Source organism: Alcaligenes sp. Lyrl_28, from assembly GCF_051948705.1.
Lineage (GTDB): Bacteria > Pseudomonadota > Gammaproteobacteria > Burkholderiales > Burkholderiaceae_B > Alcaligenes > Alcaligenes ammonioxydans.
Genome location: NZ_JAYJLG010000002.1, coordinates 479,778 through 494,299 on the forward strand (window position 1 = coordinate 479,778; position 14,522 = coordinate 494,299).

9 protein-coding genes are annotated in these 14,522 nt (G+C 59.3%); 6 read left to right on the forward strand and 3 right to left on the reverse strand.

The genetic code is table 11. From position 1 onward, the window contains the following. Window positions 1-195: 195 nt before the first annotated feature. Window positions 196-2,832 carry a DNA mismatch repair protein MutS gene (gene mutS / locus VF694_RS06810; RefSeq protein WP_440163974.1) on the reverse strand — a complete coding sequence of 879 codons (2,637 nt, stop codon included), beginning with the start codon at window positions 2,830-2,832 and terminating at the stop codon, window positions 196-198. 252 nt (window positions 2,833-3,084) lie between these two features. Between mutS and VF694_RS06815 the strand changes: the two genes are divergently transcribed. The 6 genes from VF694_RS06815 to VF694_RS06840 all read left to right on the forward strand — a co-directional run bounded on the left by VF694_RS06815 (window position 3,085) and on the right by VF694_RS06840 (window position 11,666). Beyond that, a complete protein-coding gene (locus tag VF694_RS06815; RefSeq protein ID WP_003802702.1) occupies window positions 3,085-3,555 on the forward strand; it encodes an RNA polymerase sigma factor in 471 nt (156 codons plus the stop codon). Window positions 3,556-3,567: 12 nt separating this feature from the next. Beyond that, window positions 3,568-4,545: a FecR family protein gene (locus VF694_RS06820; protein WP_003802700.1), complete on the forward strand. Its 978-nt coding sequence runs from the start codon at window positions 3,568-3,570 to the stop codon at window positions 4,543-4,545. Between the two features lie 62 nt (window positions 4,546-4,607). Beyond that, a complete protein-coding gene (locus tag VF694_RS06825) occupies window positions 4,608-7,091 on the forward strand; it encodes a TonB-dependent siderophore receptor (RefSeq protein ID WP_440163975.1) in 2,484 nt (827 codons plus the stop codon). Between the two features lie 11 nt (window positions 7,092-7,102). Further along, on the forward strand, window positions 7,103-8,281 hold the full coding sequence (locus tag VF694_RS06830; RefSeq protein ID WP_440163977.1) for an efflux RND transporter periplasmic adaptor subunit: 1,179 nt from the start codon (window positions 7,103-7,105) through the stop codon (window positions 8,279-8,281). Further along, window positions 8,275-10,233, forward strand: a complete 1,959-nt coding sequence (locus VF694_RS06835; RefSeq protein WP_440163978.1) for an ABC transporter permease — start codon at window positions 8,275-8,277, stop codon at window positions 10,231-10,233. The genes VF694_RS06830 and VF694_RS06835 overlap by 7 nt, the downstream gene beginning before the upstream one ends. Window positions 10,234-10,265: 32 nt before the next feature. Next, window positions 10,266-11,666, forward strand: a complete 1,401-nt coding sequence (locus VF694_RS06840) for an efflux transporter outer membrane subunit (protein ID WP_440163979.1) — start codon at window positions 10,266-10,268, stop codon at window positions 11,664-11,666. Here the strand turns inward: VF694_RS06840 and VF694_RS06845 are convergent. Together VF694_RS06845 and VF694_RS06850 are read right to left on the reverse strand one after the other, a co-directional pair. Beyond that, a complete protein-coding gene (locus tag VF694_RS06845) occupies window positions 11,619-12,383 on the reverse strand; it encodes a glucosamine-6-phosphate deaminase (RefSeq protein WP_003802691.1) in 765 nt (254 codons plus the stop codon). The two genes, VF694_RS06840 and VF694_RS06845, sit on opposite strands and share 48 nt — an antisense overlap. 132 nt (window positions 12,384-12,515) lie before the next feature. Beyond that, entirely contained in the window at window positions 12,516-14,360 is a 1,845-nt protein-coding gene (locus VF694_RS06850) for an ABC transporter ATP-binding protein (protein ID WP_440163982.1), read from the reverse strand. Window positions 14,361-14,522 lie beyond the last annotated feature (162 nt).

Here is a 14,522-nt window from a genome sequence, read left to right on the forward strand (position 1 = left end):
ATCCGGTCTGTCCCGGTGTATGGCTAGCCTGCGTATCAGGCGTATCCAGCGCAAAGAATCCAGAGAAATACTCACGAAATAGAATGATTGATTCACGGTGGGGAGGCTAAGAATGATTGATTGTCGATCTGCTCGCCAACGGCCCTCGGAAAACTGCATAAAAAAGGGAGCTTCTTGGGCTCCCTTCTGGACTGTTTAACCAGCCGCCTTCATCTCTTTTTTCCAGCGATACAGCAGATCCAGGGCATCGCGTGCGCTCAGGTCATCGACATCCAGTTGCTTGAACTGATCGAGCAAGTCCAGTGCTTTTTCTGTAGTCGGGTCAGGCTCGGCGACCGTGGCTTCCGGAGCGCTGCCCGCATTGAACAAATCCAGTTGTGCACTAGGATCGTTTTGCGCTTCCAGGCGGCTTAGCTCGCGGCTGGCCTGGCGTATAACTGCAGAGGGAATGCCAGCACGCTGTGCAACCTGAATCCCGTAGCTGCGGCTGGCCGGTCCTTCCTGGACCTCATGCAAGAACACGATGCCGGAAGCGGATTCCGCGGCGGCCAAGTGCACGTTGGCAGCGGCAGGCAGCTCGTTGGGCAGGCGGGTAATCTCGAAATAGTGCGTGGCAAACAGGGTCAGCGCCTGGTTGTGGCTGAGCAGGCGATGCGCGATGGACCAAGCCAGGGCTAGTCCGTCATAGGTGGAAGTGCCTCGACCAATTTCATCCATCAGCACCAGGCTGTGGGGGGTGGCGCCAGCCAGAATCGCGGCCGCTTCCGTCATCTCCATCATGAAGGTGGAACGGCCGCCGGCCAGATCGTCGGCGGCACCGATACGGGTGAAGATGCGGTCTATCTGGCCGATACGGGCCCGGCTTGCCGGGACAAAGCTGCCGATGCGGGCCAGCAGGGCAATCAGGGCAACCTGACGCATATAGGTGGACTTGCCCCCCATGTTCGGGCCGGTAATCAAAAGCATGCGGCGTTGCGCATGCATTTCGCAATGATTGGGCGTGAAGCGCTCAATAGTGTGTTCCACCACCGGATGGCGGCCTGCCTCAATCCAGATACCCGCTTGTTCGCTTAGCTCCGGGGCGACCCAGTTATGGTCCAGGGCATGAAGCGCCAGAGAGGACAGGGTGTCCAGCTCGGCCAGCGCGCTCGAGCATAGGGCCAGCGGGCCGGCATAGCTTTGCAGCTTGTCCAGCAGTTCATCGAAAAGGAGTTTTTCGCGGCTCAGGCTGCGGTCCTTGGCCGACAGGACCTTGTCTTCCCATTCTTTCAGCTCGGGCGTGATGAAACGCTCGGCATTTTTCAGAGTCTGGCGGCGCCGGTAATCATCGGGAACCTTATCGGCCTGACCGCGGCTGACCTCGATAAAGAAGCCATGTACGCGGTTGTACTCAACACGCAGCGTGGCAATCCCGGTACGCTCGCGTTCGCGGGCCTCGATTTTCAAGAGGACATCACCGCTGTCGCTGGCCAGGCTGCGCAGTTCGTCCAGGTCAGGATCATAGCCATCCGCAATGACCCCACCATCGCGTATCAGCAAAGCGGGCTCGGCGGCGATAGCGGCCTGCAGCAGACGGGCCAGTTCCGGGTCCAGGGCCAGGCTGAGCAAATGTCGATGCAAGTGCTCGGACTGGGCAAAATTATGTTCCAGCTCCTGACGCAGCTCGGGCAGCGTGGCCAGTGCATCCCGCAGGCTGGCCAGTTCTCGGGGACGTACGCTACGTAGCGATATACGGGTCGCAATCCGCTCAAGGTCAGGGAAGCGACGCAGTGCCTGGCGCAAGGCGCCCAAGGGGTCGCCCGCATTCAGACTGGCGCTTTGCTGGGTCTGGAAAAATAGGGACACCACGTCCTGGCGTTGTTGAACCGTCTGGTTCAAACGCAAGGGGTGATGCAGCCAACGGCGCAGCAAGCGACTGCCCATAGGAGTCTGACAATGATCCAGCGTCGAGAAGAGAGTGGGGCTGGTTTCGCCGCTGATGGTTTCGGTGATTTCCAGATTTTTGCGGGTGACCGCGTCCAGTACCAGAAAGTCCGAGCTGTGCTGCACGCGGATAGCCGTGATATGCACCAGGGACTGGGATTGTGTGCTGCCGACATAGCGTAGCAATGCACCGGCGGCAGCTGTCGCCGCAGGCAGATCGTCCAGGCCAAAACTGGCCAGAGAGTCCAGATCAAAATGATCGAGCAAGGTCTCGCGCGAGCCGTCGGCGGCAAAATGCCAGTCGGGCAAACTATGGCAACTGGCCTGGGGAAGTTCGGGAGCAGGACGCTGGGATTCGGGATAGACCAGCTCAACGGGGCCGATACGGTTGAGCTCGGTGTCCAGCATATCGGGCTCACACTGGCTGACCAGAAATTCGCCGCTGGCCAGATTCATCCAGGCCAGCCCGACCATTTCCTGACGTTGCACCTTCATGCGAGTGCAAGCGGCGATCAGGCGGTCTGCCTTGGGGGGCAGCAAGGCATCGTCCGTCAGTGTTCCGGGCGTGACAACACGCATGATCTTGCGCTCGACGGGGCCTTTGCTGGTGGCCGGATCGCCTACTTGCTCACAAATCGCGACCGACTCACCCAATGCCACCAAACGCGCCAGATAACCTTCCATGGCGTGAAAAGGCACGCCAGCCATGGGAATCGGTTCGCCGTTGGAGGAACCCCGCTTGGTCAGCGTCAGATTCAGCAAACGCGCGCCGCGCTCGGCATCGGCGTAGAACATCTCATAGAAGTCTCCCATCCGGTAGAACAACAGATGTGAACCAGCCTCCGCTTTGAGCTGAAGGTATTGGCGCATCATGGGCGTGTGGGCGGACAGATCGGCAGCAGAAGTCATAGCGCAGTACAGGTCAGGGAATTCAACAACAAGGCCGCCCAGAAGGCGGCTGAGTGGATATTGTAGCGAGGGCGGTCAAGAGGGGGGGAGGGAGCGTGCTGAATTAGTCCCGCGTACTGACATCTACGCTTGCCAATGGCTCGAAAACGGTAATAGAATTCATTCTCATTCAAAATAATAGTCTCCATTTCTGCAGTCAGTGACCGGTCTGTTTGTGTTCGTTGCGCGCTGGGGGGTGGTTTTCAACGTTCGATGGACGCACGGCACTATTCCGAGTTGGTCAATTTCTTTGCCCGCTTTCTCAATGACCGGGAGGCGGCACGAGAGGTGGTGCAGGAAAGCTATGCCCGTGTGTTTGCCGGGGTGTCGCCAGCGCGCCCAGCCCGCAATTTGCGTGCTTTGCTGTTTCGTGCTGGCAAGAATATTGTGATTGATGGCGCCAGGCGTCGGCAGGCGGAACAGGTCATGCTCGATACCTTGACCATGATGACGGCCAGGGAGGCTCCCAGCACGGAGTATCTGGTGCAGGTGCGCCAGCAGCTTCAGGCCCTATTGTCTCGATTGGGGGTCATGCCCCGCAAACGGCGCGAGGTATTCGTTCTGGTGCGCATTTATGGTTTTAGCCATCAGGAGGCGGCCAGCCATTTGGGCCTGTCTTTGGCGTCAATTGAAAAACATGTGGTACGGGCGGTGATGGACTGTCTGGACCTGGCCAACGCGTAGTGAGATTTTTTCATGGCGGCACCGGATCGAATTGCGCGAGCGCGCCTGGAGCAAGCCCTGCTATTGCTGGCTCGCCAGCACGGGGGTGATGAGGCCACGGCGCACGCGGCCAAGACGCAGTTTGAGCGGTGGCGTACGCTCAGTGCCGATCATGCAGCCGCTGCAGATCTGGCGCTGCGAGCGTGGGAGAGCACGCAGGGCCAGGGCCTGCAAGACCGCGTGGCCCTGCCCGGCCCATACCGGGAGAGCAAGCCTGCACGGCGGCGGGTATTGGCCATGCTAGGCGTGCTCGGCATTGGCCTGGCGGCAGGTACAGGAGCCCAGTGGTATTGGCAGCAGGCGTTGCAAGTATTGGCGTTGCAGACCGGCCATGGCGAGCAGCGTGAATACGATCTGCATGATGGCTCCCGCCTGTCTCTGGCTCCCCACACCCGACTGGAAGTGCGCATGATGCGTACAGTACGCCAAGTGCAGTTAATGGAAGGGATGATGTATGTGTCGGTGAGTAAAGACCCCACACGCCCCTTTTGGGTAGAGACCCCTCAAGGGCGGGTACGCGTCGTGGGCACGGCGTTTTCTGTCCGGGTCAGTCCTCATGCGTTGCAGGTGGCCGTGGCACGCGGGCAGGTGACGTTTTTCCCCCATCGTGAGCGTGACCAACGAATCGATCTGCAGGCTGGCCAGGCCTTGCGTCTGGATGCTGATACACCCGCGACAAGAGTGGCAGTCAATCCGGAGCAGGTCGGCGCCTGGCGTCTGGGCTGGCTGGTTTTTGATCAGACCCCACTGGACAAGGTGGCTGCCCAGTGGAACGACTATTTGTCCCCGGCGCTCAATCTGGCTGATGATCCGCGCCTGCATGAGCTGCGGGTGACTGGCAGTTTCCGTTTGCGCGATCCGCGGGCTTTTCTGGATAGTTTGCCGGGAATATTGCCGGTGCAGGTCCAGCGTGATGCAAAAGGGGCTTGGCAGGTGTCCCTGAAAAAATAATTGTCCGGTAAAGAGGCTCTCGCTCGTCTACACATGCAAAGCCTCTACAAGGACCTCTTGCCATGAAATCCCTTTTACGCCGTTGCGGCGACTGTGTTCGTTCTGTTTATGTGGCCGCTGGCCTGGCCGGGATGGCCTTAAGTGCTCCGGGGACCCCCGTGTGGGCGCAGGCTCGCGGGGCGGCGGCCATCATGCTGGACAGTCGTACACTAGCCGTGCCTGCCCAGCCCTTGAGCGCCACCATCAATACCCTGGCGCATCAGTGGGACGTGGCGATTTTATTGGATGCCACGTTGGCTGCCGGGCGGGCGGCGCCTGCCTTGCAAGGCAGGGTCTCCTTGAATGAAGCACTGGAGCAAGCGCTGGCAGGCACTGGCCTGCTGGCATCGCCCAGTGGCTCGGCTGTAATTATCAGTGTCACGCCTTTGCCACCGACCACCAGCAACAGCGAACAGGCCCAGGAGCTGGCCGCTATTCGGGTACAGGGCAAACGATTGGCGCCCGGGGTCACTGAAGGTTCTGAATCTTACCTGGCCGATTCCAATAGCACGTCTACCCGCCTGAACCTGTCTTTGCGCGAAACTCCACAGTCCGTCAGTGTGATGACTCGACAGCGCATGGATGATCAAGGGCTTACCCAGTTGGCTGATGTGGCCGCCCAGACCCCGGGGCTGGTTTATGTCGCAGGCGGTAACTCTGGCTCGGACAGCAGCATGATTTACGCGCGTGGCTTTGTGGTTGAGAACTACATGGTCGATGGCATGAGCCAGACCTACAGTGGCTATCGTTCGCTGTTTCAAAGCAATGACATGGTGCTCTATGACCGGGTCGAAGTTCTGCGCGGGGCCAGTGGCTTGATGAATGGTGTGGGTGAGCCGGGCGCTACCCTGAACATGATGCGCAAGCGTCCGACGCAGGATTTTCAGTTCAGGGCCAAACTGGAAGGGGGGGCCTGGGATTACTACCGGGGCGAAGCGGATCTGTCCACTCCCTTAAATGAGTCCGGCAGCATGCGTTTGCGTACCGTGGCTGCCTGGCAGGATAACCATTCCTTTATTGATCGTCTGCACGAAAAAAAGCAGATCTTTTACGGTATTTTTGAGGCGGATCTGACGCCATCGACCTTGTTCAGTCTGGGATACACCTTTCAGAAGCACAAGAGTACGAATCATGCCGGACGAGGCCTGCCTCTTTTCTATTCTGATGGAGGTCTGATCGACTGGGACCGTTCTACATCCGGCGCAGCCAGATGGGCCTATTCGTCGCGTCGCAATCAACGCTTGTTTGCTTCCTTGGAGCATCGTTTTGATAATGACTGGACCTTAAAAGGCGTCCTGGATCGCTCCGAGACGCGCTACGACGAGGTACTGGGCTATGCCTCGCAGGGCTTTCCAGATCGTTATACGGGAGCGGGTGTTGGCTTGTGGGCGGGGCGCTGGTCGGGTGAACCCGTGCAGACCAGTCTGGATATCAGTGCCAGCGGGCCGTTCCAATTGCTCGGGCGCGAGCATGAGGCCGTGGTCGGGCTGACCAGCTCACGTACCCGGGATCTGGCGCCAAGCTATACCCTGTGGTGGCACAGGGACTGGAATGCCAGCGTTCAGGATATTTTTAACTGGGACGGTCGCTTCCCCTCGGAACCCGCCAATCCCGCCACCGGCCAGACGCGTTCGGTGGAAAAGATCAACAGCGCTTATGCCACCGTCCGTCTCAAGCCCAGCGACAATCTGGCCGTCTTGCTCGGTGGCCGCATGACCAGTTGGTCGCTCTACAAGAACTCCTTGTCTTACGCCAGTGGCAAACGCACCGAGACAGTGCGTACCGCCAACGACCAGTTCACCCCCTACCTTGGGCTGGTCTATGACTTGTCCGATCACTGGTCGGTGTATGGCAGCTACACCAATATTTTCAAGCCCCAGGAGTATCGCGACGCGGATGGCAATTATCTGGACCCGCGCACTGGCAACAGCATGGAAGTAGGGCTTAAGGGAAGTTATCTGGATGAACAACTGAGTCTGGGCCTGGCCTTGTTCCGTACTCGTCAGGAAAACTTTGCCGTGGTGATTCCCGGCGTATATGGGCCCAGTGGAGATGCCGCCTATGAAGCGGTATCGGGCGCTTTGACCCGGGGGGTGGAGTTGGAGGCCACCGGGCAGCTCAGCCCGCAATGGCAAGCATCGGCCAGTTTTACCCGTGTTCTTGCTCAGGACCGCGATGGCAAGGCATTGCTAACCGGTGTGCCGCAAAACACCTTCAAGTTGTACACCACGTATCACCTGCCCTCGGTGGGACAGGGCCTGACGGTAGGGGGCGGACTGCGTTGGCAAAGTGGTGTGTATGAGGAACAGGCAGGTCCCTTGAAGCAACGTCTGGACCTTCCCAGTGTGGCGGTTTTTGACTTGATGGCCCGCTACACGGTGAACAAGCAGGTCAGCGCCTATCTGAATGTGAACAATGTCTTTGACAAGCATTATCTGACGACCGTCAATACCGCTGTTTACGGTTCGCCACGCGCGATCCGGGCCGGTCTGGATCTCCGGTTTTAAAGGGGACGGTGATGAAGTCCAAAGCAGTGAGGCGCCGCTGGGCGTTCGCCCTGGTGGCGCTGCTGGCGCTCGGTGCGCTGGCAGCGCAGGCGGGGCGTTCGTCAGCGCGGTTTGAAACGGTGTCTGTGAAACAAGGTGATATTCGTGCCACCGTCGCGGCGGTGGGCACCTTAAAGCCCCGTCGCTATGTGGATGTCGGTGCGCAGGTCTCGGGTCAGATTACCGTATTGCCGGTGGCTCCGGGCGATCAGGTTGAGCAGGGCCAGTTGCTGGTGGAAATTGACCCCAGCGTACAGCAGGCCACAGTCGATGCAGGCCGCGCTTCGTTGGCGGCATTTCGCGCCCAGTTGGCTGAGCAACAGGCCCAGCTTTTGTTGGCACGCCAGCAGTTGACACGTCAGCGTCAGCTGGAGCGTCAGCAGGCCAGCCGTCAGGAAGATATACAGATTGCTCAGGCGAACCTGGCAAGCGCGCAGGCCCGTGTGGCTCATGTGCGGGCGCAGATGGAGCAGACCCAGGCCACGCTGAAAGCCGACGAGGCGCGATTGGGCTACACGCGCATTTACGCGCCCATGAGTGGCACCGTGATTGGTGTGCAGGCCCGTGAAGGCCAGACCTTGAACGCCACGTATCAGACTCCCACCATCCTACGCATCGCTGATTTGAGCACGATGACAGTCTGGACCAGCGTGTCCGAGGCGGATATACGCCGTATCAAACCTGGTATGGCGGTTACGTTCACCACCTTGGGCGAACAGAGTGAGCCCCAGGTGCGCCATTGGCAGGCCACTGTGCGCCAGATCATGCCAGCGCCTGAAGGCAGCACCCAGGAAGAAACGACGGCGGCCACGCCTGCCGCGACGCAGGCCATCATGTATACAGTGGTGTTTGATGTGGACAATGCGGACGGCGAATTGATGCCACAGATGACGGCGCAGGTGCTGTTTGAAATTGCTCGTGCCGACCAGGCTTTGCTGGTGCCCGCGGCGGCCTTGCGGCCTGACCTGCAGCGTGGTCCAGACGCCTTTACAGTGCCTGTGCTGGAGCAGGGCAAGCTGCAGGAAAAGCCGGTCAGCCTGGGGGTGCGCAATCGACATCAGGTGCAGGTTCTGGAGGGGCTGGCCCAAGGTGAGCAGATTGTGTTGGCCGTGGTCGCGGCCGAGCGTGGCTGGCGGTGGTTGCAATGGTAGAGGCCGCACCTGCCTTGATTGAGTTGCGCGATATCTGCCGTATTTACGGTGGCTCTCCCAGCACCAAACCGGCTGTGCAGGTTCTGTTCGATGTCAGCTTTCGCATTGAACCAGGCGACTTTGTGGCGATTGTCGGTGCTTCGGGCTCGGGCAAGTCGACCCTGATGAATCTGCTTGGTTGCCTGGACAAACCCAGCAGCGGCACGTATCTGTTTGAGGGCCGGAATGTGGCGCAGCTAGGCCCGGACGAACTGGCCGCCTTGCGACGGGAAACCTTTGGATTTGTGTTTCAGGGCTATCACCTGATCCCGACCGAAACGGCCTGTGAAAATGTGCAGATGCCCGCAATTTATGCGGGTATGGACGAGGCCAGCCGCGCTGAACGTGCCGCGCGTTTGTTGAGCAGTCTGGGCTTGGTGGACAAGCTGGATAACCGGCCTAACCAGTTGTCCGGCGGTCAGCAGCAGCGCGTCTCCATCGCTCGTGCCCTGATGAATGGCGGCCGGGTCATTCTGGCTGACGAGCCTACGGGTGCGCTGGACTCGGCTAGCGGTGCGGAGGTAATGGCACTGTTGCGTGAGCTGTCCGATTCCGGGCATACCATCATTCTGATTACGCACGACCAGAAAGTGGCCGCGATGGCGGACCGGGTCATCGAGATCCGTGATGGTCGTATCCTGTCTGATAGTCGCCCCGATGCAGCGGCCCCCTCGAAGGCCAGGCAGTCTTTAAGGGAGCCGCAACATCGCCGCTCACCCTGGCTCTCGGAAATCAAGGACGCTGCACGCAGTGCCTTGCGTAGCATGTTCCTTAACCGGCATCGCACTGCTCTGACTTTACTGGGTGTGATTATTGGGGTGGCCTCGGTCATTGTCATGCTGGCGGTGGGCGAGGGTGCACGTCAAAGGGTGATGGATCAGATGGGGACGATGGGCACCACCATCATGTACCTGAGCAGTTCCTCTCCACCCCATGGGCTGCCCAAAGGGCAACTGACGCAGGAGGATCTGGAAGCGATTGGAGAGCTGCCTCTGATACGACGCGTGATGCCGGTGATCGGGGACCCGATTACCGTGCGGCGTGGCAGTGTGGACCGGCAAGTGTATGTGTTTGCCGCCAATGAAACCATGCCGGCCATTCACCGTTGGGAACTGGCCCAGGGCCGTTACTACACCGATGCCGAGGACCGTGATCTGGCGCCTCTGGTGGTGTTGGGGCATCGCGCGGCCCAGCAATTTTTTCCCCATGTCAAACACCCTTTAGGTCAGCAGTTGCTGATCGGCAATTCGCCTTTTGAGGTGATCGGTGTGATGCAGGAGCGCGGGGCGGATTCGGGGGCGCAGGACTATGACGATATGGTTTTTGTACCTTATCAGGCGGCCCGGGCACGGGTGTATCAGGCCCAGACGCAGCCTGATTATGTGGTGATTGATGCGCAGGACAGTTCCACTGTTCTGGAAGCGGAACAGTGCATGCGTCAACTGCTGATCCAACGTCATGGCGGGCGAGAAGACTTTTCGATTGGCAATGCAGCTGCGCGGTTGCAGGCCGAGGCTTCCACGCGGCAGGCCATGAGCATGATGCTGGGTTTGATTGCCGCGGTGTCTTTGTTGGTGGGCGGCATTGGTGTCATGAATGTGATGTTGATGACGGTGCGTGAGCGTACGCGGGAAATTGGTATACGTATGGCAACGGGTGCGCGACAAAGCGACATCCTGCGCCAGTTCTTGACCGAGGCGGTTCTGTTGACGATTACAGGCGGTTGCCTGGGCGTGCTGGCAGGTGCAGTTGTGGGCATTGGCTTGATCGTTGGAGGGGTGGATGTGGTGTTTTCCTTGCGGGCGGCCTTGGGCGCCTTTGGCTGCGCCGTGGTGACGGGCATGGTGTTTGGTTATATGCCAGCACGCACGGCGGCAGCGCTGGACCCCGTGCAGGCTTTGGCTGGAGAGTAGACATGGCTCATTACCGATGGATAGCAGGGGTCATGAGCACGCTTGTACTGCAGGCTTGCAGCTCCTTGTCCTCCGACCTGGACAAAACCCCACCGACGCTGCCCCAGGCGTATCAACAGCAGGCCAAGGCGACACCCAGCCCTGTACCGGCTCAGGTAGAGCTGCAGTGGTGGCGCGCCTATAACAGCCCCGCCTTGAACAGCCTGATGCAGGAAGCCTTGAAGGATGTGGCGCTGCTGCGTCGGGCCCAGGCCCGGATCTTGCAGGCGCAAGCCCAGGCACGCATTACTGGAGCCAGTTTGCTGCCGGAATTGCAGGGCAATCTGTCTGCGCAACGAGAGGCGCCGGTTTCTTCGTCTCATGGTGAGTCCCGCTCGCACTATGTGACTGGTGTATTCATGAGTTATGAACTCGATGTGTGGGGGCGCCATCGGGCCCAGGCCGACAGCGCTGTATTCCTGGCTCAGGCGGCGAACTACGAGCTGGATGTGCTGCGTGTCAGCGTGCAGGCGCAGGTGGTGCATTTAAGCCTGCAAGCCTTGGGCGATAAACAGCGGGCGGCAATTGCGCGACAAAACCTGGCTGTTGCACAACGCTTGTTACGTTTGCTGGAAGCCCGCTTGCAGGCAGGGGCGGCATCTCCTTTGGAGCTGGCACAGCAGCGTCAGTTGCTGGCTGTGCAACAGCGCAAATGGTTGGTGATTGAAGAACAGGCGATTCGCACGCGGGTGGAGTTGGCGACTTTGTTGGGTCGTACTGAAATCCTGCCCGAGCCGCAGGAAGACATTGCCAATTTGCAGGTGCCAGAGCTGGAGGCGGGTTTGCCTTCACAGTTGCTATCGCAACGCCCAGATATTGCGCGTATGGAGGCCCAGTTGTCGGCGGCTCATGCCGATGTGCAGGTGGCTCGCGCTGCCATGTTCCCCAGCCTGACCTTGGGGGCCCGGGCAGGAGCATCGGCTAATCATTGGGAAGAAAGCGTGCGCCATCCGGTCTACAGTCTGATCAGCGGGCTGGTGGCTCCCATCTTCAATGCTGGTCGACTGCAGGCAGACAAGGATTTGAACGAGGCCCGTTTACAGGAATGGCTGGCACAGTATCGCCAGACCATTGTGCAGGCCTATATGGAGGTCGAGGGTGTGCTGGCACAGCTGCAGAGCCTGGATGCCCAGGCACAGACCATGGAACGGGAGTGGGAGCAAGCCAAGCTGGCGTTTCAACTGGCCGAAGCACGTTATCGCTCCGGCTCGGAAACCTTGCTGTCTTTACTGGATGCGCAGCGTACCTTGTACGCCGCTCAGGATGTGCGCGTCAGCTTGCTGCAATCGCGGTTGCAGTCCCGCGCCGCGCTCTTTCGAGCGCTGGGCGGGGGGTGGCAAGCTGGCTCAGGCGGCCTGGCTGATCAGGGGACGGTGGCACAGGCTGGGGTCTAACAGGCTGGCTGCCGCCTCGTCGAGCAGGATATGGGTGTTGGCGTGTTGCTTCAAGGCGGTGAAAGGCAGTTCGGGTGTGATGCCGCCTTGCTGGTAATTGAGCATGGTGCGCGCCTTGTGCTCGCCCGTCACTACCAGGGCAATTTCACGGGCGCTCAGAATATCGGCAATCCCCATGGTGATGGCCGAGGCCGGCACTTCGTCCATGGAGTCAAAAAAACGGCTGTTGTCGATACGGGTCCGCTCGGACAGGGCCACCACATGGGTGTGGCTGTCAAACGGCGTGCCCGGCTCGTTAAAACCGATATGACCGTTGGTGCCTACGCCCAGCAGTTGCAAGGCAACGCCGCCGCTGGCAGCAATCGCTGCGGAGTATTGCTGGCAGTGCTGTTCCAGTTCGGTGGCCAGGCCATTGGGCAGATGCAGACGTGTCGCATCAAAAGGCAGTTGGTCAAACAGGTGCTGGCGCATGTAGTAAGCGTAGCTTTGCTCGTGCGTCGCAGACAGGCCTACATATTCATCCAGATTGAAGCTGCTGATACCCGACACATCCAGCCCGTTGGTGCGTACATCCTGTACGAAACGTGCATAAATGGGCTCCATCGTTCCCCCGGTGGCCAGACCCAGCGTCGCTTGCGGGTCCTGACGGATAATGTCCTGAAGGCGGGTGCTCAGGTGTGCTGCAATTGCTGCCGAATCGGGGAAGACTAAAAACATAATCTTGTTCTTCGTAGGGGCGGATTAAGTTGAAAAAAAACTTCGCCGCAAGTACGGCGAAGTTTGATATTTCGAAATTCTAATGGGACAACGATGTAACGTCAGTTTTTTTTTGCAAGCAAGTGACACCTTTTAATCATCCTGCTGGCGACTCTCCCCCAGAAACCCTCCGCTTTGATGTGTCCACAAACGAGCGTACAGGCCTCCCTTTTGCAGCAGCTCCTGGTGGCTGCCCTGTTCGATGATGCGACCCTGATCCAGCACGATCAGTCGGTCCAGCGCCGCAATGGTAGACAGGCGGTGGGCAATGGCGATCACCGTCTTGCCGTGCATCAGGGTATTGAGGCTTTCCTGAATCGCCGCTTCTACCTCGGAATCCAGGGCGCTGGTGGCTTCATCCAGTAACAGGATGGGTGCGTCTTTGAGCATGACCCGGGCAATGGCGACGCGCTGCCGCTGGCCACCGGACAGTTTCACACCGCGTTCGCCTACATGGGCGTCCAGACCCTGACGACCTTCACGGTCATGCAGCAGCGAGATGAAGTCGGCCGCGGCTGCACGTTCTACCGCCTTGTGCAGGAGCTCGTCGCTGGCCTCAGGGCGGCCATACAAAATGTTGTCGCGCATGGAACGGTGCAGCAGGGAAGTGTCCTGCGTCACCATGCCAATGGCGGCCCGCAGGCTGTCTTGCGTGACGTGGGCGATGTCCTGGCCGTCAATGCGGATGGTGCCGCTGTCCACATCATGAAACCGTAATAGCAGATTGACCAGGGTGGATTTGCCTGCGCCAGAACGCCCGATCAGGCCTACCCGTTCGCCTGGCTGGATCACCAGATTGAGCTTGTCAATCACCTGGCGGCTTTTATCGCGGTAGGCAAAGCTGACATCCTGAAACTCGATTCGGCCTTGCCCGATCCGCAAGGGCTTGGCATCGGGCGCATCTACCACCGTGGGCTTTTGCGTCAAGGTATTGATGCCGTCCTGAATCGTGCCCACGTTCTCGAACAGGTTGGTCAGCTCCCACATGAGCCAGTGTGAATGCCCCGAAAGGCGCAAAGCCATGGCGATGACAGCCGCCACCACACCCGCGCTGGACTGGTCTATCGACCACAGGTAAAGGGCCAGGCCCGCCGAGCTGATCAGCAAGAGGGTGGCCAGCACATGGTTGCTCACCTCAAACAGGCTGATCAGGCGCATCTGGGCGTGGCCGGTTTCCTGGAAACGACGCATCGCGTTTTTGGCATGGTCCGCTTCGCGGCGCGTATGGGCAAACAGCTTGACGGTGTTGATGTTGGTGTAGGCGTCGGTGATGCGTCCTGTCATCAGCGCTCGGGCATCAGCCTGCTCGGCGCCCACTTTACCCAGGCGGGGTACAAAAAACACACAGGCCAGTGCATAGCCCACCAGCCAGAACAGGAAGGGCAGAATCAGCAGACGGTCAAAACTGCCGGCCAGAATCAAAATGCCGATCAGGTAGGCGCTCATGCCCACGACCACTTCCACAGCCATGAACAGGGTCTCACGCACTGCCAGAGCGGTTTGCATGATTTTGGTCGTGATGCGACCTGCAAATTCGTCCGCGTAAAAGGACATGCTCTGGTTAAGCATCAGCTTATGAAACAGCCAGCGCAGGCGCATGGGAAAGTTGATGGCCAGCACCTGATGCATGACTACGGTATGCAGACTGATCAGGACCACGCTGCTCAGCAGGATGGCGGCAATGCCCAGAAGCGTGCTGCCGTGCTGGCTCCAGAACTGGGCCGGTTCGATGGAGGGCAGCCAGTCCACGATATAGCTGAGCAGGGCAAACAGCATGGCCTCGTAGGCCGATAAGCCGATCGAGGTCAGCGTCATCAAGCCAATCCAGGCGCGGGAATGTTTCGTGCAGGCCCAGATGAAGGGGAAAAATCCTTTTGGGGGCGGGGCGACCTGCTGTTCGGGATAGGGATTTAATCGACGTTCAAAAAATGACAGCACCGAAGGGGCTCCAGCGGACGGCTTCAGGGATGACGAGCCGTTTGGACAGATGAAAAGCCGCCCTTTGGGTAAGAGGGCGGCGATTTTTTGATGGTACAGCAGTCATTCTGTGTCACGGATGAAAACCTGATAAAAACACAGTTTTTGTGTCCGGGGGGTGTC

Coding starts and splice junctions, on each gene's coding strand:
- mutS (WP_440163974.1), bottom strand. CDS start 2,832: ATGACTTCTGCTGCCGATCTGTCCGCCCACACGCCCATGATGCGCCAA.
- VF694_RS06830 (WP_440163977.1), top strand. CDS start 7,103: ATGAAGTCCAAAGCAGTGAGGCGCCGCTGGGCGTTCGCCCTGGTGGCG.
- VF694_RS06825 (WP_440163975.1), top strand. CDS start 4,608: ATGAAATCCCTTTTACGCCGTTGCGGCGACTGTGTTCGTTCTGTTTAT.
- VF694_RS06835 (WP_440163978.1), top strand. CDS start 8,275: ATGGTAGAGGCCGCACCTGCCTTGATTGAGTTGCGCGATATCTGCCGT.
- VF694_RS06845 (WP_003802691.1), bottom strand. CDS start 12,383: ATGTTTTTAGTCTTCCCCGATTCGGCAGCAATTGCAGCACACCTGAGC.
- VF694_RS06820 (WP_003802700.1), top strand. CDS start 3,568: ATGGCGGCACCGGATCGAATTGCGCGAGCGCGCCTGGAGCAAGCCCTG.
- VF694_RS06840 (WP_440163979.1), top strand. CDS start 10,266: ATGAGCACGCTTGTACTGCAGGCTTGCAGCTCCTTGTCCTCCGACCTG.
- VF694_RS06815 (WP_003802702.1), top strand. CDS start 3,085: ATGGACGCACGGCACTATTCCGAGTTGGTCAATTTCTTTGCCCGCTTT.